The organism is Azospirillum fermentarium, from assembly GCF_025961205.1.
Taxonomy (GTDB): domain Bacteria; phylum Pseudomonadota; class Alphaproteobacteria; order Azospirillales; family Azospirillaceae; genus Azospirillum; species Azospirillum fermentarium.
Genome location: NZ_JAOQNH010000003.1, coordinates 750,308 through 771,732 on the forward strand (window position 1 = coordinate 750,308; position 21,425 = coordinate 771,732).

General features: G+C 69.2%; 11 protein-coding genes and 1 pseudogene. 6 read left to right on the forward strand and 6 right to left on the reverse strand.

Annotated features, from left to right (window positions below; all coding sequences use genetic code 11):
• Window positions 1–12 precede the first annotated feature (12 nt).
• The 4 genes and pseudogenes from M2352_RS23570 to lipA all read left to right on the forward strand — a co-directional run.
• Entirely contained in the window at window positions 13–1,146 is a 1,134-nt protein-coding gene (locus M2352_RS23570) for an acetoin dehydrogenase dihydrolipoyllysine-residue acetyltransferase subunit (protein WP_264666973.1), read from the forward strand.
• Window positions 1,147–1,208: 62 nt separating this feature from the next.
• A complete protein-coding gene (locus M2352_RS23575; RefSeq protein ID WP_264666974.1) occupies window positions 1,209–1,994 on the forward strand; it encodes an SDR family NAD(P)-dependent oxidoreductase in 786 nt (261 codons plus the stop codon).
• A 58-nt stretch (window positions 1,995–2,052) separates the two neighbouring features.
• The gene (locus M2352_RS23580) at window positions 2,053–3,141 is read left to right on the forward strand and encodes a 2,3-butanediol dehydrogenase (protein WP_264666975.1); all 1,089 of its coding nucleotides are present in this window, start codon (window positions 2,053–2,055) and stop codon (window positions 3,139–3,141) included.
• A pseudogene (lipA, locus tag M2352_RS23585) lies at window positions 3,138–4,049 on the forward strand (lipoyl synthase); the annotation flags it as partial. The gene M2352_RS23580 and the pseudogene lipA, both read left to right, overlap by 4 nt.
• A gap of 16 nt (window positions 4,050–4,065) precedes the next feature.
• Here the strand turns inward: lipA and M2352_RS23590 are convergent.
• Together M2352_RS23590 and M2352_RS23595 are read right to left on the reverse strand one after the other, a co-directional pair.
• Window positions 4,066–5,949: a ShlB/FhaC/HecB family hemolysin secretion/activation protein gene (locus tag M2352_RS23590; RefSeq protein WP_264666976.1), complete on the reverse strand. Its 1,884-nt coding sequence runs from the start codon at window positions 5,947–5,949 to the stop codon at window positions 4,066–4,068.
• 20 nt (window positions 5,950–5,969) lie between these two features.
• Window positions 5,970–12,878: an MBG domain-containing protein gene (locus tag M2352_RS23595; RefSeq protein ID WP_264666977.1), complete on the reverse strand. Its 6,909-nt coding sequence runs from the start codon at window positions 12,876–12,878 to the stop codon at window positions 5,970–5,972.
• A 359-nt stretch (window positions 12,879–13,237) separates the two neighbouring features.
• Here M2352_RS23595 and M2352_RS23600 point away from each other — a divergent pair, with 359 nt between their 5' ends.
• Both M2352_RS23600 and M2352_RS23605 read left to right on the forward strand, forming a co-directional pair.
• Entirely contained in the window at window positions 13,238–13,927 is a 690-nt protein-coding gene (locus M2352_RS23600; protein ID WP_264666978.1) for a response regulator, read from the forward strand.
• 4 nt (window positions 13,928–13,931) lie between these two features.
• Window positions 13,932–15,839: a sensor histidine kinase gene (locus M2352_RS23605; RefSeq protein ID WP_264666979.1), complete on the forward strand. Its 1,908-nt coding sequence runs from the start codon at window positions 13,932–13,934 to the stop codon at window positions 15,837–15,839.
• 54 nt (window positions 15,840–15,893) lie between these two features.
• Here M2352_RS23605 and M2352_RS23610 read toward each other — a convergent pair whose 3' ends face one another.
• From M2352_RS23610 to M2352_RS23625, 4 genes are all read right to left on the reverse strand, one after another.
• Window positions 15,894–17,132 (reverse strand): PepSY-associated TM helix domain-containing protein, encoded by a 1,239-nt coding sequence (locus tag M2352_RS23610; RefSeq protein ID WP_264666980.1) that lies wholly within the window; start codon window positions 17,130–17,132, stop codon window positions 15,894–15,896.
• Between the two features lie 93 nt (window positions 17,133–17,225).
• Complete coding sequence (locus M2352_RS23615) at window positions 17,226–19,643, reverse strand: TonB-dependent siderophore receptor (RefSeq protein WP_264666981.1); 2,418 nt, start codon at window positions 19,641–19,643, stop codon at window positions 17,226–17,228.
• Window positions 19,644–19,807: 164 nt separating this feature from the next.
• Window positions 19,808–20,725: a FecR family protein gene (locus M2352_RS23620; RefSeq protein ID WP_264666982.1), complete on the reverse strand. Its 918-nt coding sequence runs from the start codon at window positions 20,723–20,725 to the stop codon at window positions 19,808–19,810.
• Window positions 20,726–20,800: 75 nt separating this feature from the next.
• Window positions 20,801–21,349 carry a sigma-70 family RNA polymerase sigma factor gene (locus M2352_RS23625; protein WP_264666983.1) on the reverse strand — a complete coding sequence of 183 codons (549 nt, stop codon included), beginning with the start codon at window positions 21,347–21,349 and terminating at the stop codon, window positions 20,801–20,803.
• Window positions 21,350–21,425: the final 76 nt, after the last annotated feature.

Below are 21,425 nucleotides of genomic sequence, written 5' to 3' on the forward strand. Positions count from 1 at the left end.
GCAGCTTTTCCCATGACCACCGTGAACGAGCGCATCAAACCCATCGTCATGCCCAAGTGGGGCCTGTCCATGTCGGAGGGCAAGGTCACCGGCTGGCTGAAGCAGCCGGGGTCCACCGTCCGTCTGGGCGAGGATCTGCTGGAGGTCGAGACCGACAAGATCACCAACGTGGTGGAGGCCGGCGACACCGGCATCCTGCGCCGCGTGCTGGGCGAGCCGGGCATCGTCTATCCCGTCAAGGCTCTCATCGGCGTGCTGGCCGATCCCGACGTGCCGGACGGCGACATCGACGCCTTCATCGACGCGTACGCCGTGCCGGGTGCCGAGGGCGGGGGGGACGGAGCCGACGACGCCCCGCGCTACCTGTTCGCCGAAACGGACGCCGGAACGCTCCGCTACGCCAGGCGCGGCGAGGGGAAAACCACGGTGCTGCTGGTCCACGGCTTCGGCGGCGATCTCGACAACTGGCTGTTCACCATCGACGCGCTGGCCGAGAACGCCACCGTCTACGCGCTCGACCTGCCGGGGCACGGCCAGTCCACCAAGACGCTGGCCGACCCGACCCTGGCGGGCCTGTCGCAAGCGGTGCTCGCCTTCATGGAAACGGTGGGCATCGAATCGGCCCATCTGGTCGGCCACTCCATGGGCGGGGCGGTGTCCATGCGTGCGGCCCTCGACGCGCCGGGGCGGGTGGCGTCGCTGGCATTGATCAGTTCGGCGGGCCTGGGGCGGGAGATCAACCACGGCTACATCACCGGATTCATCGATGCGGCCTCGCGCCGCGACCTGAAGCCGGTGCTGGAGAACCTGTTCGCCGACGCCGGACTGGCCAGCCGTCAGATGACCGACGACCTGCTGAAGTACAAGCGGCTGGACGGCGTGGGCGACGCCCTGCGCGCCATCGCGGAGGCCATGTTCGCAAACGGGCAGCAGACCGCCACCCTGGGCGATGCCATCACCGCCGCCGCCGTGCCGGCCCTGGTGGTCTGGGGCGAGGAGGACCGCGTCATCCCCGCCGCCCATGCCGCGGCGCTGGGGACCGCCGCCCGGTCCGCGGTGATCCCCAAGGCCGGCCACATGGTGCAGATGGAGGCCGCCGGGAAGGTCAACGCCCTCCTGAAGGACCACATCACGGCACACGCCTGACCCCTTCCCCTGTCCGGCCCGGTGTGCGGATTGCCCCGCACGCCGGGCCGCGGAGACCAACCATGCCCGATCTCAAGGACAAGAGCATCGTCGTCACCGGTTCCGGCCGCGGGATCGGTGCGGCCATCGCCCGCGCGCTGGCCGCCGACGGCGCCCGGCTCGTCATCGCCGACCGCACGGCGGAGGATGCGGAAACGGTGGCGGAGTCCATCCGCGCCGCCGGCGGCACCGCCACCGCGGTCACGGTGGACGTCCGCGACCGCGCCGCGGTCCGCCGCATGATCGACACGGCGGTGGCGTCCCATGGACGCCTCGACGTTCTCTTCAACAACGCCGGCGTTGCCCAGACCAAGCCCTTTCTCGACATCACGGAGGAGGACTGGCGTTTCGTCACCGACGTCAACGCGCTGGGCGTGCTGATCGGCATGCAGGAAGCGGTGCGGACCTTCCGCGATCAGGGCGGGGGCGGAAAGATCATCAACACCGCCTCCATCGCCGGCAAGCAGGGGTACGAGCCGCTGGCCCATTACTCGGCCAGCAAGTTCGCCGTGGTGGCCCTGACCCAGGCCGCCGCCCGCGCCTTCGGCAAGGAGCAGATCACCGCCAACGCCATCTGCCCCGGCGTCGTCGCCACCGAGATGTGGAAGATCATCGACAAGGGCTTCCGCGACACCGGCCTGACCACGGCGGAGGACGAGGCGTTCAACCAGTTCGCCGCCGGTGCGGTGCTGGGCCGCCCCTCGGCGGCGGCGGATCTGGTGGGGGTGGCGCGCTTCCTCGCCTCGTCGGATTCCGACTTCATGACCGGCCAGTCCCTGCTGGTCGATGGCGGCATGGTCTTCGTCTGACCGCTCCGCGCCGCATCGAACATAAGACACATCAATCATAAGAACGGAGGAAACAACCATGGGCATGATGAAAGCCGCCGTATGGCATGGCCGCGGCGACATCCGGGTGGAGGAGGTTCCGCTGCCCGCACTGCCGCCCGCCGGATGGGCGCGGATCAGGGTTCACTGGTGCGGGATCTGCGGATCGGACCTGCACGAATACGTGGCCGGGCCGGTCTTCATCCCCGTCAACGAACCCCACCCCCTGACCGGCCTGAAGGGACAGTGCATCCTGGGCCACGAATTCAGCGGCGAGATCGTGGCGCTGGGCGAAGGGGTCACCGGCTTCGCCATCGGTGACACCGTGGCCGCCGATGCCTGCCAGCATTGCGGCACCTGCTATTACTGCAAGAAGGGGCTTTACAACATCTGCGAGAAGCTGGCCTTCACCGGCCTGATGAACAACGGCGCCTTCGCCAGCTATGTCAACGTGCCGGCGGAGCTTCTCTACACGCTGCCGCCCGGCTTCCCGACCGAGGCCGGGGCGCTGATCGAACCGCTGGCGGTGGGGATGCACGCGGTCAAGAAGGCCGGCAGCATCGTCGGCGAAACGGTGGTGGTGGTCGGGGCCGGGACCATCGGCCTGTGCACCATCATGTGCGCCAGGGCCGCCGGGGCGGGCCGGGTGATCGTGCTGGAGATGTCGGCGGCCCGCAAGCAGAAGGCCATGGAGGTCGGGGCCACCGTCGTCCTCGATCCCAAGGAATGCGATGCGGTGGCCGAGGTCAAGGCGCTGACCGGCGGCTACGGCGCCGACGTGTCGTTCGAATGCATCGGCCACCACGCCACCGCCAAGCTCGCCCTCGACGTCATCCGCAAGGCCGGCAAGGCGGTGCTGGTGGGCATCTTCGAAGAACCCAGTTCATTCAATTTCTTCGAAATCGTCGCCACCGAGAAGCAGGTCATCGGCTCGCTGGCCTACAACGGTGAATTCGCCGACGTGATCCGCTTCATCGCCGACGGGCGGCTGGACGTGCAGCCGCTCATCACCGGGCGGATCGCACTGGACGAGATCGTCACCCGCGGGTTCGAGGAACTGGTCCACAACAAGGACCGCAACGTGAAGATCATCGTTCAGCCCGCGGCCCTGACCGCCGCGGCGGAGTAACGGCCATGCCCGCGTCCCCCCGCACCCTGGTCCATCAGGCCGAAAGACCCTCCTGGCTGCGTGCCCGCATACCGGCCGGCGGCGCAAACGAGGACACCCGCGCCCTCGTCCGCCGGCATACCCTGCACACCGTCTGCGAGGAAGCCGCCTGCCCCAACATCGGCGAATGCTGGAGCAGGCGGCACGCCACCATGATGATCCTGGGCAGCGTGTGCACGCGGGCCTGCGCCTTCTGCAACGTGGCGACCGGACGGCCCGGCGCGGTGGATCCGCACGAGCCGGACCGGGTGGCCGAGGCGGTCCTCGGCCTCGGCCTGCGCCATGTGGTGATCACCTCGGTGGACCGCGACGACCTGCCGGACGGCGGGGCCGGGCAGTTCGTCCGGTGCATCGAGCGGATCCGCGCCGTGTCCCCCACGACGACGGTCGAGATCCTCACCCCCGATTTCCGCAACAAGCCGGGCGCCATCGAGAGGGCCGCCGACGCCCGCCCGGACGTCTACAACCACAATCTGGAGACGGTGCCGCGCCTCTATGCCACCGTGCGGCCGGGGGCGCGCTATTACCACTCGCTGCGCTTGCTCGACCGGGTGAAGGAGCGGCACCCGGAAACAGTCACCAAATCCGGCATCATGCTCGGCCTCGGCGAGGAGCGGGAGGAGGTGCTTCAGGTCATGGACGACCTGCGGACGGCGGGCGTCGATTTCCTGACCATCGGCCAGTACCTGCGCCCCACCCCGCGCCACCACCCGGTCGCCCGCTATGCCCCACCGGAGGAGTTCGCCGAGTACGAGCGCGTGGCGCGGGCCAAGGGGTTCCTGATGGTTGCCGCAAGCCCGCTCACCCGCTCGTCCTACCACGCCGGTCAGGATTTCATGGCCTTGCGGCAACGCGCCGGAAGGGGATGAGCCCGGACCGGAGCCGTCAAAAGGAAACCAGTATCCTGGCCTGAGCGGTGAGTGTTCCGCGGCTGGTTTCCGGTCCGTTGGTCAGCGCAACGCCGGCATTCACCCCCGCCTGGAGGCTCTGGCCGAGCGTGTAATCGACGCCGGCCCCCAGCCCCACCAGGGTGGTGTCGGCCCGCTCGCCGATGCCCTTGAGGGCCCCGAAATTGTAGTTGTGGCCATGGCTGGCATCGAGAAACACGAAGGGAGAGACGGCATCCTCCACCGGCCCGCCCCCAACGGCCCCGAGACGGCCCAGGGCGGCGAACGACGGCAGCCGTACCTCGTTGCGCAGCACGAAACCGGTATCGACGCAGCCATCGTTCAGCGTGTAGCCCCGGGTGGCGTAAAGCCCACCGATGGCAAGCTGTTCGGTTTCCGGTAGCGCCTTTCCGGCCAGTTGGCCGGTGAATTCGACGTTCCAGGAGACGCCGCCCAGCCAGGCAACGCCGGCAAGCGGGGCCGTCCGGCTGACCACCCCGTAGAGATAGGCGTAATCGGCGTCCTCGACACGACCGTTGGAAAAGCCGTTCCACGCTGCACGGCTGTTGCCGGGAACCACGCCGGCCCGGTTGACCACGGCGCGGAGGTCGATGGTGGTGGAGCCGCCGCCGGCCTGAGGCCAGGAACCGCCCCAGCCGACGGTCAGGTCGAACACCCCGGCTGCCCCGCTGGCGAGCCCGGTTCCCTGGCTCAGCACCTTCCGCGACAGCCACTTCGGCGTCACGCCGCCGTAAAGATCGCCCCATCCGGCAAGCCGCCCGTCGATGTTGGACAGCGCCGAGCGGTAGAGAATGGGCAACTCCACGGTGGTGTTGCGGATGGTGAGAAGGCCGCCGGCGCTGTCCTGCGACGTGGCGACGAAGCTGGGGGTCAGGCTCACCGCCTGCCGCGCAAAGGTGGGGATGATGATGCGCCCGGCATGGCTGGCGTAGGACGGGCGGCTGTTTCCCGACAGCGTCAGGGAGCCGGGGTCGGACACCGCATCGCGGCCGCCGGTCAACTGGTATGACAGGGTGAGGTCGTTCAGTGCCTCGACCCCCGCGGCGAAACCGACGAAAACGCGGTCGAGGTTCCGGCTGCGCAGGCTGCCGGTGTTGGACACACCGGCAAAGGCCTGCCATGGCCGGCGGCGGGAGATCTCCAGCGTCAGGTCGCTGGCCCCCGGATCGGACCCCGGTTCGAACACCCCGTTGAGCTGGCGGTAGGGGAAGCGGTTCAGCCAGTCGAGGTCTTCGGAAATGCGGTCGGCCTCGATCAGCGCACCGCTGGGCGCCCGCACGGCGGCGGCAAGGGCGGCGCCGTTTTCCGCCGCGGCACCATTCTCCTCCCTGACCCGAACCTTTCCGGTGCGGAAGGGCACGACGCGCAAATGCAGCACGCCCCCGGTGATCTCCTGGGGCGGGGCGGTGACCGAAACGAACGGCCACCCGGCCTCGCGGTAGGCTTTGGCGACGGCTGCCTGGGCGTCTGCCAGCCGCTTGCGCGTCAATGGCTGGCCGAGGAAGGGGCCGAGCGCGTCGGCAAAGCCCTGTTGTCCAAGCCCCTCCACCCCGGTAACGGTGATTCCCGCCGGTGGGGCGGGCATGACCGGATCGTTCAGTCCGATGAGGCGGAAGCCCGCCAGATCGACGCCCAGCGGGGTGTCGTCGGCCTCAAGCGCCGGAGTGCCGCCGGGGCGAAGGCCGCCGCCGCTTACGGCCGCCGGCGGCAGGTTGCGTTCGACCGTCACCGGCGCCTGGGCGAAGGCCGCCCCCGACAGCGGTTCCAAAAGGCTGAGCAGCACGGCCGGGGCGGCAAGCCAGGGTGACGGGGCACCAGGGCGGGCATGGCGGCGAGCGGCGGTGAAAGGCACGATGGTCATGACCGTATCCGTTCCGTTCGTCAACGCATGGAGAAGCGGAGGAAACGGCCAACGCGCGTGTTCTCCGGGTGCGGTGTCGTTGTGCACGCGCCGCCCGCCGCCGCACCGCCGGTGCAGGCCGCGGCAGAGCCGGCGGTTTCCTGGGAGGCGGGGGCTCCGGTGGATCCGCCGCCCACGCCTGTAGCGGTGGTGTTCGTGCTGTCGGGCACCGCCTGAGACGCTGGAGACGCGAAGGGGGATGCCGGGGTATCCCGGCTTTGGAAGGCCGTGGACACCGGCGCCGCCGTGACCACCACCAGATTGCGGGGCAGGACCGCATTGGTGAGCACCTGGGCCTGCTGCGCCACCACGGCCCCGGCGGTTACCGGAACCGTGGCGGTTTCGGCATTCTGCTGCCCCCCCGTCGTTCCCGCCGGCGTCACCGTCAGCACCGACGGGTTGAAGGAAAGGCTGTAGTTGGAGGACGCCGCCAGGGTGCCTTGGGTGATGGCGTAAGTTCCCGCCGGGGCCGCGGTGGTGGCGTCGGTGGCCAGGGCGCCGGTGAGCGTGTCGCCGTTGACCAGACCTCGGCCCCCAACGCTGTAGGTCAGGGCCGGGTTTGCGGTGCCGGCAAGACGACTCAAGCTATCCGCCGTCACCATGATCGGGCGGGCGCTCACCGTCAGCGTGCCACCGAGGTAGCTGACCGTGTAGTTGGACAGCCCGCTCCCCTGGGCCGACGAGGCCGTGATGCCGTAGCGGCCGGCTCCGGCGGTGGCCGCCGTGCCGCCGCTGGACAGGACCAGCGACGACACGCTGTCGCCGTTCTTCAGACCGGTGACCATGTAGCCGCTCAGCGCCGCCGTGTCACCGTAGGTCTTGGTCACGTCATGGGCGGTGATCGTCAGGGCCGCGGGATTCACCGTCAGCGTGCCGAGGTAGCTGACCGTGTAGTTGGACAGCCCGCTCCCCTGGACCGACGACGCCGTGATGCCGTAGCGGCCGGCTCCGGCGGTGGCCGCCGTGCCGCCGCTGGACAGGACCAGCGACGACACGCTGTCGCCGTTCTTCAGGCCGCTGACCGTGTAGCCGCTCAGCGCCGCCGTATCGCCGTAGGTCTTGGTCACGTCATGGGCGGTGATCGTCAGTGTGGCGGGGTTCACCGTCAGCGTCCCGCCGGTGTAGCTCACCGTATAGTTGGACAGCCCCGTGCCCAGGGCCGACGAGGCCGTGATGCCGTAGCTGCCGACCCCGGTGGCCGCTGCCGTGCCGCCGCTGGACAGGGTGAGCCCGGTCACACGGTCGCCGTTCTTCAGGCCGCTGACCGTGTAGCCGCTCAGCGCCGCCGTGTCGCCGTAGGTCTTGGTCACGTCATGGGCGGTGATCGTCAGTGTGGCGGGGTTCACCGTCAGCGTCCCGCCGGTGTAGCTCACCGTATAGTTGGACAGCCCCGTGCCCAGGGCCGACGAGGCCGTGATGCCGTAGCTGCCGACCCCGGTGGCCGCCGCCGTGCCGCCGCTGGACAGGACCAGCGACGACACGCTGTCGCCGTTCTTCAGACCGCTGACCGTGTAGCCGTTCAGCGTCGCCGTATCGCCGTAGGTCTTGGTCGCATCATTGGCGGTGATGGTCAGCGCGGCGGGGTTCACCGTCAGCGTTCCGCCGGTGTAGCTCACCGTGTAGTTGGACAGCCCCATGCCCAGGGCCGATGAGGCGGCAATGGCGTAGCTGCCGACCCCGGTGGTGGCGGCGGCCCCGGTGCTGGCCAGGGTGAGCCCGGTCACGCTGTCGCCGTTCTTCAGGCCCGTGACCGTGTAGCCACCCAGCGTCGCCGTGTCGCCGTAGGTCTTGGTCGCATCGTTGGCGGTGATGGTCAGCGCCGCCGGGGTCACGGTCTGTACGAAGTTTCCGTAATAGAACACGCGGTAGGCCGTGCCCTTGGTGCTGGTGACCGTGGCGTTCGCCGCGGTCAGGCTGGTGGTGGCCGGTGTCGCGGAAACGGTCACCGTCGGATCGACGGTGACCGCCCCGCCGGTCAGGGACAGGCTGTCGCCGGCCTTGCCGAAGACATAGGTTGTGGGACTGACTTCCCCGGACACCCCCGTAACCGTGCCCGTGCTGCTGCCGTAGACCGACGTCGCCGACAGTTCCTTGACCCGGAGGACCGGCTCCATGGAGTAGAGGACCGGGTAATAGCCGCTGCTGGGCGGTGCCCAGGTGCCGTCGAAGTCCCAGCCACTCGCCCCCGCCATGAAAGAGGCCGTGTTCTGGAACTCCGTCGTCGTCAGGCCGGTCACCCCCGTGACCGTGGCTTGGGAGCCGGCGTGGGCATTCGTCCCGGCAGCCGTGGTGTCGAAATAGGACGATGTGATGGTGCCGCTTGCATAAAAACCGGCGAACCCGCCGACCATCGATGATCCCGATACGGCTTTCGTCGTGTAGGCTTGGGTGATGGCGCCGGTATTCATGCCGACAAGGCCGCCGACGGACATGTTGCCGGATACCGCACCGCCTGTTGCATAGGAGTTGGAAATCGCCCCCGCGTTGTCGGCAACGAGGCCGCCGACGTCCGTGCCGATGGTGCCCGTCACCGCCCCCGTCGCGTAGGACAGGGAGATGCTACCGGAATTCTTGCCGACGAGGCCGCCGGCCGTGCTCCGTCCCGTCACGTCTCCCGTCGCGTAGGACAGGGTGATTTCGTTGGTGTTTTCGCCGACCAGACCGCCGACCATGTCGCCGCCGACCGTGGGTTGCGATACCGTCGCCGTGCTGTAGGATCGGGTGATGGTGCCGGTGTTCTTGCCGACGAGGCCGCCCACGGGAGCCCCCTGGACGCTCCCGGTGACGTAGGCGTTGGTGATGGTGCCGCCGTTCTGGCCGGCAAGGCCGCCGACGATATAGCCGGTGCCGGTGATGGCGATGTCGGTCAGGCCGAGGTTGCTGACGCTGCCGGCGGTGCCGATGACGCCGAACAGCCCCTGGTTCATCCCGGCATAATCTTCCGGCTTGATCGCCAGCCCCCGGATGACATGCCCCTGGCCGTCGAGCGAGCCGGTGAACGGCGTCGAACTGTTCCCGACCGGCACGAACCCATGCTTGATCCCGCTGGTGAGCCACACACCGGCGGCGGTGCTGCCGGCGGTCTCGCCGGCGTCCACGTCGGTGGCCAGCGTGTAGGCGGCGGACAGGTCCAACCGCATCAACTGAAGCTGGTGGGCGTTGGTGATGGCGGTGGAATACTCGGAGCGCAGGAAGGGCCGGGTCTGGCCCTCGACCAGATACCAGGTGTTGGTCAGGTCGAAATTGCCATAGGCCGCCGCACCGAAGGCGTCCGCCGTCTCGATGCCGATGACGTTGTCGACGGTGCCGTTGCCGGTACCGGCTCCGCCGGCCTGCCCCGTCGTGCCCTTGTCCCAATAGCTGGTGTTGATGCTGCCCTCGGCGTTCCGTCCGGCCAGGCCGCCCGCCTTGCAGTCGCTTGCCGTGCAACTGCTGCTCAGGGTCACCAGCCCCGTTGCATAGGCGTTGGTGATGGTGCCGTAGTACTTGTCGCCCACCAGACCGCCGATGAAATGCTCGCCGTCGGTGGCGTCGATGGCGCCGGTGACCGATCCGGTGGCGTAGACGTTGGTGACGGTGGCATCCTCGACCCCGCCCAGCAGGCCGCCGGCCTTGTTCTCCGTCGCCGTGACGGCGCCGGTGGCGTAGCTCTCCGACAGCGATCCCGACCCGCCCCGCAGGGTACCGATCAGGCCGCCAACGCCCGCCACCCCGCTTACCGTCCCCGTCGCGTAGGCTTTGGTCACCGTGTCGCCTTCAGTGTCGCCGATGAGGCCGCCGACACTGTTGGAGCCGCTCACCGCGCCGGCCGCATAAACGGTGTTGATGATTCCGTTCTGGGATTTGCCGACAAGACCACCGACGTTGTCGCCGCTTCCCGTCACGCTTCCCGTGGCATACGACTCCGTGACGGTGCCGTAGTTGCTGCCGGCCAGCCCCCCGAGGTTGACGGCGCTTCCCGACACGGTTCCCGTGGCATAGGACTGTGAAACGGTGACGGAGGTCCAGCCGACGAGGCCGCCGATGGCCTCGCCGTCTCCCGTCACGGTTCCCGTGGCGTGGGATTGGGTGATGGTCTCCTGGTTCCAGCCGACAAGGCCACCGACGTAGCGGCTGCCCGACACGGTTCCCGTGGCGTAGGAGTCCGTGACGGTGGCCGAGTTGAAGCCGACGAGGCCGCCGATATTGTCGGTTCCCGTCACGCCTCCCGATGCGTGGGATTGCGTGACGGTCCCGCTCTGGTGCCACCCGACGAGGCCGCCGATGTGGGTGTTTCCCGACACGGCCCCCGTGGCGTAGGACTGTGAGACCTCGGCGGTGAGGTAGTTGTCGCCGACGAGGCCGCCGACCTTGGTGTCGCCCGTCACGGTTCCCGTGGCGTACGACTCCGTGATGTTGGAGGCGTTCCACCCGACGAGGCCGCCGACACTCTCCCCGGTTCCCGTCACGTTGCCCGTGGCGTGGGATTGCGTGACGGTGCCCTGGTTCCAGCCGGACAAGCCGCCGACGTGGACGGCTCCCGACACGGTTCCCGTGGCATAGGACTGCGTGACGGTGCCGGAGTGGTAGCCGAGGAGGCCGCCGATGCGCTCGCCGGTTCCGGTCACGCTTCCCGTGGCGTAGGTCTGGGTGACGGTCCCCTGGCTCCAGCCGATGAGGCCACCCACATGGTTGGTGCCCGTCACGCTTGCCGTGGCATGGGACTGCGTGACGGCCGAGATGGCGGCGGTGGAGCCGACAAGGCCGCCGACCCGCTCGCTTCCCGTCACGCTTCCCCCCGTGGCGTGGGCATTCGTCACGGTACCGACGGTGGCGCCGGCCACCCCGCCGACCCTGGTCTTGCCGGTCACGGTGGCGTTGACGACGCCGAAGTCCCGAAGGCTGCTGCCGCTGCCGAGCGTTCCGAACAGGCCGATGTAATCGGTATCGGGGGCATTGACCGTCAGGTTGGAGACAGTGTTGCCCAAGCCGGCAAAGGTTCCGGTGAACGTGCCGGACACCGGCGCGCTGGTGTAGGTGGTTCCCGCCGCATCCAGGCTTTGCGCCAGCGCGTAGCGCCCCGTCAGCCCGGTGGTGTCGATGGCGTCGAGTGCCGCCATGTCATGGATGAGGGTGTAGCTCTGGAGCGAACCCGCCTCGCCGATCCGCAGCGTGGCGTTGGCTCCTCCCAGCGTGACCGATCCGGTGCCGCCGACGCTGTAGCCCTTGCCCGTGCCGTATTGCAGGACCAGCCCGGCGGCGGCCCCCGATGCGGTGACCGGGGCGTTGACGGCGATGTCGCCGGCTGCGGCCAGCGTCAGCACGGTGTCGGCGGACCACGCCACCGGTGCCGCCACGGTGATGGTGCCGGCCTGGCTGCCGCCGGCCCCGGTGGACACCGTGACGTTGGCCGACGCCAGGGCCGCCGTCAGGGTGGAAACACCGAGCACGCTGTCATCGCCGCTGGCAGAGAGGCCCGAGACGTTGCCGTCCGCCCCGGCGGAGATCGTCAGGTTGTAGGGATCGAGCAACAGCGTGCCGGTCCGGCCCGCCGCCGCGGTCAGATCCGCGGTGCCATGGAAGGACAGCGTTGCCTTGCCCGACACCTCGGCGCTGCCGCCGTTGCCGCCCGCACCGGCCCCCCGCGCGCTGACCGTGCCGAGGAACACCGTGCGCTCGTCCGACCACACCACCACGCTGCCGCCATCCCCGGCGGTGCCGTCGGCGGACAGCCGCGCCCCGGCGGCGACGGTGGCCGTCCTGGCGTTCGCCACATTGTCCTTCAGCGTCTTGCGGGCCGGGTCCGTGCCGCCCTGATAGTCGCCGCCCACCGCAACGGCGCCGCCGCGGCTGCCCGAGGCATCCACCGCCGCCGTGCCGGTCACCCGCACCGCCGCGCCGGTCACGGCCACCGTGCCGCCCTTGGCCCCCGTTCCCTTGGCCGACAGCGTGCCGGTAACCGTGGCCGTGCCGCCGGAAACCCGGATGTCGCCGCCCTGGACGGCGCCGTTTTCCCCCGCCTTGGTGGCGGTGACGGTGCCGCCCGCCTCCACCGTGCCGGTATCGCCGGCGGTCAGGTAGATGCGTCCCCCCTTTTCGGCGGTGCCGGTGGCGGTGACCACGCCGCCGGTGTTGCCGGCCAGAGCATAGACGTTGCCGCCGTTGGCGCGGATTTCCGCCGCCGCCGCCGCGATCCGCCCCGATGTCCGGGCCGCGGTGTCGGCCCCGCCGACCTTGACCTGGAACTTGCCGCCCTCGACGGCCCCATCCTTGACCAGCACCTCATAACCGGCGGCCAGACCCACGGTGCCGTTGGGGGCGGTGACGGTGCCGGTGTTGCCGACCTCCCGCGCGATCAGCGCCACGTCACCACCCAGCGAACCGATGGACCCGGCGTTGGTCACCGTCGCCTTGGAGGTGCCGGCAAAACTCTTGTCACCACCGTTCAGAAACGCCGCGTCGGGAATGTCGAGAGTGGAAGCGGTGAAGGAACCGCCGGTGACGACCCTGCCGCCGGGGCCGACCGCCACGCCGGCGGGGTTGACGAGATAGACCGAGCCGGTGGCCGTCAACGCGCCGTCGATGCGCGAGGGGATGTTGCCGGTGACCCGGTTCAGCGTCGCACCGCTGCCGTTGTTGATGGCGACGCTGTTCCCCGCCCCGATGGAAAAGCTGTTCCAGTTGATGACGGCATTTTTCGACGTCTGGTCGATGATGACGCTGGTGCCCGACGGGGTGGCGATGGACACCGCCCCGGCGGCCACCGACGGGCCGGCGGGCAGGGTCTGCGCCAGGGCCGGCACCGCCGCGCTTGCGGCCAGGGCGACACTGGTCATCAGCCCCCGGATCGACCGCCCGGAAAGGCCACGCGGCCCGCGCGTGGCGCACAGACCATCGGGCGCCGACGGCATCGGGGTTCCGGCAGCCTTGGCAAGACACCTCTTTCCGCTCACAGCCAACCCCTGTCGTTCCGCGTGGTGGCGCTCCGTCGGCACGTATTTCCCCAGCTCCATTCCCACGGTGGTGCGGAGCGGCTCAGGGTAAGGTTGCGACGTGCATCGCCGCGGAACGCTTATGGTTTAAACCATACGGAGGTGATCGGTCAGGCGGCACCCCATGAATATGGGGGCATGAAGGGAACGGCCCGCGATAAGGGGTTGTTGGGGTGCAAAGGGCCGATTATCGTCTGCCACGGGTCTGTTGATTTCACACCTGTCGGCGGCAGCCACAGCCGGTTAAGGGCGTGCCGTTCGAGCACCGCGGAGAACCCATGGCGCCGCCCGCCGATGATCCGATTCCCAGTTCCCGCCACGTTTCGGTCGTTCTGGTCGAAGACGATCCGCCGACGCGCGATCATCTGGCGCAAACCCTGGCTGCCGGCGACGGCATCGAGCTGCTGGCCGCCGCCGGCACGCTGGCGGCGGCACGGGCCGCGTGCGACCGTTTCATCCCCACGGTTCTGATCACCGATCTGCGGCTGCCCGACGGCCACGGCGCCGACCTGATCCGCGAGGTGCGGGAACGCTACCCGGCCACCGAGATCATGGTGATTTCCGTGCTGGGCGACGAGGACAGCGTGGTGACGGCGATCCGCGCCGGGGCATCGGGCTACATCCTCAAGGATTCCCAGCCGGTGGACATGGTGGACGCGGTTCACGGCCTGATCGAGGGGCGCTCGCCCATCTCCGCGTCCATCGCCCGCTACATCATCCGCCGGGTCCAGGACGGCTCGTTCAGTCCCGCCCAGAAGCCGGCGCCGCTGCTGACCCCGCGCGAGACCGACATTCTGTGGGGCATCGCCAAGGGCTTCACCTACAACGACATCGCCGACCGTCTGGGCCTGTCGCGTCAGACCGTGCCCTCGTACATCAAGAACATCTACCGCAAGCTGGAGGTGAATTCGCGCTCCGAGGCGGTCTTCGAAGCCATCGAGCGCAAGCTGATCCGGCTGGGAGAGTGAAACCGTGACCGCCGGCCCCGTGGAAACCTGCCGGAAGGCGCGGAGGCCACGTCCGGTGCGGTGGCGCGCCACCGTCATCCTGTTCTATCTGGCGGTTCTGACGGTGGGCATCGGCTCCCGGTTCTTCCATCTCTCCCCACCTCAGGGCGGTGTTCCCCTCGATCACGCCCTGTTCCAGCCGCTGGCGGGCGTCGGCCAGCCGGCGGACGTCCCGGAAACCACCGTCTCCCTGCCCCACAGCATGAAGGTGCCCGGTGCCGGCCGGTTCGGGGGTGGCCTTTACCGTCTGGAATTCACCTATTCCCCGGACAGCTCCGGCCCATGGTCGGTGTTGATCCCCGGTTATTCCGGCCGCATTCTCGTGCGGGTCAACGGCGCCTTGCTGTACGACAGCGATTGGACCCATTCGGGGCAGAGCGTCACCTTGATCTGGCCGGACATCATTCCGATCCCGGAGCCGGTGCTGAAGGACGGGACCAACACCGTGGACATCCAGGCGGTGATGCTGGTCGGGCGGAAAAGCTACCTCGGCAGCCTCCATGCCGGGCCGGACGCCCTGCTCCGCCCGGTGTACCAGCGGCATCATTTCCTTCTGGTCATGCTGCCGCGGCTGCTGTTCGGGTGGCAGATCGCCTTCAGCATGCTTCTGGCGATCGTCTGGATGGTCCGCCGCTCCGAATGGTCCTACATCCTGTGCGCCGGCATCCTGCTCTTCAACTCCGGCAGCAACCTTGCCTTCGTGATACCGGAATCGCTGGCATCGCCGTTGGTCATGCAGTTGTCCAACCTGTCGTTTTCCTGGGTGACGGCGCTGCTGGTCCCGTTCGCCTTCAGCTTCGTCAAGCGCCGGCCGCCGCGGGCCAGCCTCCTGCTTGCGGCCCTGCCCTTGGGAACGGTCGGGGGGTTCCTGCTTCTGCCCCCCGGCATCTTTCATATCCTGAACTGGTACGTGGCGGTGCCGGTTGCCATGGCGTTGGCGTGCTGCGCCGTTGCGGTGCTTCTCAACGCCGCCTTCCGGCACGGCAACGACGGCGCCCATGCGATCCTGGGCGCCACGCTGCTGGGCTTTCTGATGCTTTCCCATGAAATGCCGTTCCTGTACGGCGCCACCGGCGCGCGGCTGTCCATCAACCCGTTTTCCATCCCCGTGCTGATGCTTCTGAGCGTCACCAGCATCGTCCTGGTGTGGCGCTTCGCGGCGGCGCTCAACGCGGTGGACCAGTTCAACGCCAAGCTGCGCCGGGAAATCGCCGAGGCGGAAGCCGCCCTGCGCATCAGCCTGACCCGCGAGCAGACCCAGGAAAGGGCCATCGCGCTGGAGGCCGAACGCTCGCGCCTGACCCGCGACCTGCACGACGGGCTGGCCGGGCAACTGGTGTCGATGGTGGCGCTCAGCGGCCGGGCGGATGCCGATGCCCGCGATCTCGGCACGGCGGCGCGCAAGGCGCTGGCCGACCTTCGCCTGGTCATCGCCTCGACGGCCGAGGTCGGGGACGACCCCGGCATGATGCTGGCGAATTTCCGCGACCACATCGAACCCCAGCTCCGGGCCCTGGGCGTTGCGTTGGACTGGCGGATGCATGCCCTGCCGGAGGCGTCGGGGTGGTCGTCCTCCACCGTGCTGGAACTGTTCCGCCTGTTGCAGGAAGCGACCATCAACGCCGCCCGGCATTCGGGCGCCGGGCGGGTGATGATCGAGATCCTGCCCACGGACGGCGGGGTGCGCGTCGTGGTCGCCGACACGGGATGCGGCGGAGCCACCGACCGTCCCGGCGGCTATGGCCTTGCCAACATGCGCCGGCGCGCCCAGGCCATCGGCGCCCGGCTGTCCATCGACTCCAGTCCGGGCGGCACCTGCGTCATTGTGGATCTGCCCAGGCTGACAGCCGTGGCAGACCAGGCTGTTCTCTGAGATGTTCCCTGTTTTTGGGTCCGAACTCGGAATTTGGAAAGGAACCGGTGCGGTTCACGCGCGGGCGGTCCGCGACACCCGGACGGCGGTGCGGGACGCCCGCTTCCTCCACCAGATCACCACGCCGGTGACACTCACCACGGCGACGACGATCCCCATGACGGAGATCAGGATACGCCCCGGCAACCCCAGGATGCGCCCCGAATGCAGGGGGAACTGCGCCTGGATGAACAGGTCGGCCGCGGTCCCGGTCCACGGGAGATGCTCGCCCAACAGGCGGCCGTCGGCACCGTCGAAATAGAGCTGCGCCGGACCGACGCCGGCCGCACCGTGATCGCCGCCGGGGTGGAAAAAGCCCACGATGTGGAAACCGAACGACGGGGAATAGCCGACCGCCCCCACCGGTTCCTCCCAGCCGCGGCGGGCGGCTTCCGCCTGTCCCGCGGCGACGGCGGCGGCCAAGGGGACCACGGGTTCGATCGGCTGGTGCAGCGGGGCGCGCGGGCGGGTGTCGAACGGCGTCGGCGTCGGTTGCGACACCAGCGTCATCAGCGGCATGAAGGCTTCGCGGTACAGATTGAGCGAGAAGGCCGTGAAGGCGAGGATGAACAGAACCGCCCAGGTCCACAGACTGAACGCCCGGTGGATGTCCAGCGTGATCCGATAGGCCGATGAGCCGGCCTTGACCGTCCACGCCGGGGACCACCGCGCCCACCATGTCCGTCCGCCGGCCCCCGCCGTCCGCCGCGCCGGCAGGGTCAGAGAGAAGCCGCCGAAACAGTCGATGACCCAGCCCAGGGCGATGACGCCCATCAGCCACACGCCCCAGCGGTCGATACCGCCGATCTCGGGAATGTGCAGGCTGTAGTGAAGCTGATAGAGGAAGGAGATGAGGGTTTCGGTGGTGATGGGCCACGCCTGCCCCCACTCCCGCCGGCCCACCTCCTCCCCTGTCACGGGATCAAGGAAAAGCTGGTTGTACCCCGGCTCGAACAGCCGCCCCGTGGCGGGGTCCACCTTGGGCTGCACGAACAGCGGCAGGGTTTCCCCCGGTTCCGCCGCCAGCGGCAGATAGGTCACGCGGATGCGCGGGTCGCGTGCCTCCACCCGCCGCGCCGCCTCCAGCGCGTCCAGCGGCGGCCCTTGGGATGCGCTGTGGTGGAGATGGGGGTTGAGCCAGCCGTCCAGCTCATGATCCCAGGAAATCACCGCACCCGTGCTCCCGGCAAGGAACAGGAACAGCGCCGCCCCCAACCCGAACCACCGGTGCAGCAACATGACAGCCTGACGCATCGTAGCCTTGTCCTCTTATGGCGCGGCGTTTTTCCAGGAGATGGTCCGACGGCCCTGAAACCCGCCCCCCAAGGCCGCCGGGTCAGCCGCCGCTCACCAGCGCCGGCTGACCGTTGCCATCACGGTGCGCTGCTCGCCATAGTAGCAAGACCCATAGGCGCAACTGGCGACATAGGTCTTGTCGGCAAGATTGCGGGCGTTGACAGCCAGACTCCAATTGCCGATGTCATAGCCCACCATGGCGTCGATCAGGGCGTAGCCCGGCACCTCCTTGGGTGCGGTTTCGTTCATGCCGCGGTTGGGACCGACGTAGCGCACCCCCGCCCCCAGCTTGAGGCCCGAGGCGAAGCGGTAATCGGACCACAGCGATCCGCGGTGGCGGGACACCGCGTTCAACTGCTTGCCCACCTCGTCCGGGTTGCTGCTGGCGGTGACGTCGGCCTTGGGCGTCCAGGCGTAGGAGGCGGTGACGTTCAGGTTCGCCACCGGCTGTACCACCGCTTCGATCTCCACCCCGCGCACGGTGACCTCGCCCGTGCGGCGCGGCATCGAATCCGGGTCGTAGGTCACGTAATTCCGCCGCTTCAGGTCGAACAGGGCGATGGAATAGCTGTCACCGGTTCCCGGCGGCTGATAGCGCAGGCCGGCTTCGTACTGCCGCCCGGTTTCGGGCGCGAACGGCTCTCCCGTCACCGGATCGGTGGTGGTGCTGGGCATGAAGGATTCGGAATAGCTGACGTACGGCGCCAGCCCGCTGGGGTGCAGATACACCAGACCGGCGCGGTAGCTGGCCTTGCCGTTGGTCTGCGTGGTGCGGGAATCGTCCAGGCGGCTGTCGTTCCTGACATCCGCCCAATCGTACCGGGCGCCCAGCGTCGCCGCCCACCGCTCGGCAAGCTTGATCTGGTCCTGCGCATAAAGCCCGGTCTGCACCACCGTGGTGATCCCATCCAGATAGGGGGCGGCGGCGAACGCCCTGCCTGCGCCATAGACCGGGGCATCAAGATCCAGGGCCGCGGCCCGCCCACCGGAATAGGCGGCGGCATCCACCCGCGTGCGCTGGTAATCCAGCCCGAACAGGAGCGTGTGGCGCCACGCGCCGGCGTGCAGATCCACCTGCGCCTGATTATCGATGGTGATGCTTTGGGATGTTTCGGTGCTGCCGCTGGTGCGGCGGCTCAACACCCGGTAATTGGCCGGATCGGCGGCGTTGCCGTTGACCGCGATGAAGCGGCTGGCGTTCACCTGATGGTAATCCACGTCGATATGGCTGTAGCGCGCGTTCTGCCGCAGCGTCAGCCCGTCGTTCAGGCGATGCTCCAACAGGTATCCCAGCGCCCATTGATCCTGTTTCAGACGGTTGAAATCGGGGTCACCGGTAAAGACGCCGCTGGGCACCCTGGTTCCCGCGGGGGTGGGGATCAGCGATCCGACGGCGGGAAACGGGCGGGTGTAGGCCCCGGCATCGATGCGGGCGAACTGGGACAGCACGGTCAGCGTGGTGTCGGCACCCGGCTTCCAGGTAAAGGCCGGCGCGATGAAATACTTGTCGTTGGGCATGCCGCCGGCCGGCAGCTCGGCGTCCTGCACCACGCCGGTCAGGCGGTAGCTCAGGGTCTTTGCCGCGTCCACCGGGCCGGTGGCGTCGAACGCGAGCTGCCGGTGGGAATCGGACCCCACCTGCACCCGCACCTCGCGCATCGGCTCGTCCAGGGGCCGCTTGCTGACCACGTTGATCACGCCGCCGGGACCGTTCTGGCCGTAGAGCACCGAGGATGGGCCGCGCAGCACCTCGATCCGCTCGGCACCATAGCTTTCGGCCCGCCACACCGACCATGTATCGACGTTGCGCATTTGCAGCCCGTCGAGATAAAAGCCCGGCGTATACGCATCGAAACCGCGCACGGACACCCAGTCGAAGCGGGAATCGCTGCCGTAGGGGGCGATTTCGATGCCGGCGGTGTAGCTCAGCGCCTCCTTGACGTTGGTGGCCCCGATGGCCTGAATGCGGGCGGCGCTGATGACGGACACCGACTGCGGCGTCTCGATCAGCGGCGTGTCGGTCTTGGTGGCGGTGGCGCTGCGGGACGCCGCAGAGCCCTGGACCGGGCCCCAGGCGCTTTCCCGCGCCCCTTCCACCGTCACCGGCCCCAGCACCTCCGCCCCGTCCGCCTTGGGCGCCGGGACCAGGGTGACCGTGCCGGATCCGGTGACGCGGTGGGCGAAGCCCGATCCGGCCAGCAGGCGCGTCAGCGCCTCGTCCACCGACATGTCACCCTTCAGCGCCGGGGCGGTCTTGCCCGCCACATCCTCCGCCCGCAAGGCCAGCCGCAGCCCCGCTTGGTCGGCCAGCGCGGTCAGCGCCCGGTCCAGCGGCTGGGCCGGAAGGTCGATGCCGATCCGCCCGGCGGCGGCCTGGGCCGCGGCGGGCTGCGGCAGGGCCGGCACCGCCAGGGGGACGGTAAGCAGAAGTGCCAGGAACGAAACGGTGGAGCGCAACCCGATGACCATGAAAGCGGTTTCCTTGCCGACGCGGATGGAGCGGACGCGACATCGTGAAAATCAGTCGCGTTCTCATTTTCGACGACGACGGAGGGGCCACGGGTTTGCAGTAAAAAATTCGGTGCCGATGCTTTTTTATGGATGGCCTTTCACCATCCCCCGCCGGACACCGTTCAATAGATGACGGTCAGCCAGGGCAGATGCACGGTTTTCAGCCCCAGCCCTTCCGCCAGGGCCTGCGGCATCCCGGCGGGCTGGCGCAGGTCGAACACGCCGGTGACCGGCATCCGGCCCAGCGCCTCCCCCGCCACCACCACCCGCCCGCTCAGGTAGCGTTCCATCTCCGCCGCCACCGCGGCCAAAGGACGGCCATGAACGATCAGCTTGCCGCGCCGCCACGCGGTTTCCGTATCGGCGTCCACCGTGGCGACCGTGACGGGGCCATCACCCGGAACCGCGACGGCGCGGTGCCCGGCGGTCAGGCGGACCGGCGGCGCGCCGCCCGCCGCCACCTCGACCACGCCTTCCGCCACCGTCACCGCCGCCCCCCCGTCCAGCCGGCGCACGGCGTAGACGGTGCCGACGGCACGGGCCGACACGCCCCCCGCCGTCACGGTGAAGGGCCGGGACGGGTCGGGGGTGACCGCGAACAGCGCCTCCCCGGTGCGGATCTCCACCCGCCGCGCCGCATCCGTGAAGTCCACCAACACCTCGGCTCCGGCGTTCAGCGTCGCCCGGCTGCCGTCGGGAAGCACCGCCTCTTCCCGCCCTCCCGCCGGGGCGGCGTAGTCGGCGGGCGGCGGCATGGCCCACCGCCCGAGAGCGAGGGACAGCACGACGGCGGCGGCCACCGCCGCCGGGCGCCGCCAGGACCGGGATTTCGTCCGGGACGCGGTGCGGCGGTGCTCGGCGGCGGCGCGGGTGGCACCCAGATCGCGCCACAGCGCCTCGGCCTCCTGCGCCGCCGCTTCATGCTCCGGCGATCCGGCCCGCCACGCCGCGAGATCGGCGGAGGAACGGGCCAGCCGTTCCAGCGCCTCGTCCACCAGATCCCCCGGAGCGCCGGGCGTGTTGTCGTTGTGCTGCTGCATGGTCCCTCAGGCGGCTTCAGGCTCGGCCTGTCTTATAGACGAACGGCGGCACCGTTCCCGGAGCGTCCATTCCCATTATTTTTCAACCAGGCCGGCGGAATCCAGCCGGCGGCGGCAATGGCGCAGCGCCTGGGCGATGTATTTCGCAACCATGCTTTCCGACACCCCCAGCCGTGCGGCGATGGCGCTGTGGGTCAGCCCGTCCACCCGGTGCAGCAGCAAGGCCGTCCTGACCTTGGGCGGCAAGTCGTCCAGGGCCGCATCCAGCCGCCGCAGCCGTTCACGCGCCAGCAGCCGGGCCTCGGGCGACGGCGCCGGATCGACGGTGGCGTCGCCCGCCTCCGCCGGGGCAAAGATCCGCTGGGCGCGGCAGGCGCGGCGCTGGGCATCCACCGCCAGATTGCCGGCGACACGAAAGACGAAGGCCCGCGGATCGCGCACGTCTTCGGGTATGGCCGGCGCGTCACCATCCTCGGCCGCCGGGGCCGCCAGCCGCAGCCACGCGTCCTGCATCACATCGCCCGCCTGCCCCGCCAGCCCCGGACGGCGGGACAGACGGCGCACCAGCTCGTCGTAATGCACCAGGAAGGCGGTGAGCAGCCCCGGCGGCGCCCCCTTGCTCATGGATCGGAGCCCTCTTGCGCCCATGAAAAGACGCCGGCCCCGCTGGGGAGCCGGCACCGTGAGCTAACACAATTTG

Coding starts and splice junctions, on each gene's coding strand:
- M2352_RS23570 (WP_264666973.1), top strand. CDS start 13: ATGACCACCGTGAACGAGCGCATCAAACCCATCGTCATGCCCAAGTGG.
- M2352_RS23575 (WP_264666974.1), top strand. CDS start 1,209: ATGCCCGATCTCAAGGACAAGAGCATCGTCGTCACCGGTTCCGGCCGC.
- M2352_RS23580 (WP_264666975.1), top strand. CDS start 2,053: ATGGGCATGATGAAAGCCGCCGTATGGCATGGCCGCGGCGACATCCGG.
- M2352_RS23590 (WP_264666976.1), bottom strand. CDS start 5,949: ATGACCATCGTGCCTTTCACCGCCGCTCGCCGCCATGCCCGCCCTGGT.
- M2352_RS23595 (WP_264666977.1), bottom strand. CDS start 12,878: ATGCCGTCGGCGCCCGATGGTCTGTGCGCCACGCGCGGGCCGCGTGGC.
- M2352_RS23600 (WP_264666978.1), top strand. CDS start 13,238: ATGGCGCCGCCCGCCGATGATCCGATTCCCAGTTCCCGCCACGTTTCG.
- M2352_RS23610 (WP_264666980.1), bottom strand. CDS start 17,132: ATGCGTCAGGCTGTCATGTTGCTGCACCGGTGGTTCGGGTTGGGGGCG.
- M2352_RS23615 (WP_264666981.1), bottom strand. CDS start 19,643: ATGGTCATCGGGTTGCGCTCCACCGTTTCGTTCCTGGCACTTCTGCTT.
- M2352_RS23620 (WP_264666982.1), bottom strand. CDS start 20,725: ATGCAGCAGCACAACGACAACACGCCCGGCGCTCCGGGGGATCTGGTG.
- M2352_RS23625 (WP_264666983.1), bottom strand. CDS start 21,349: ATGAGCAAGGGGGCGCCGCCGGGGCTGCTCACCGCCTTCCTGGTGCAT.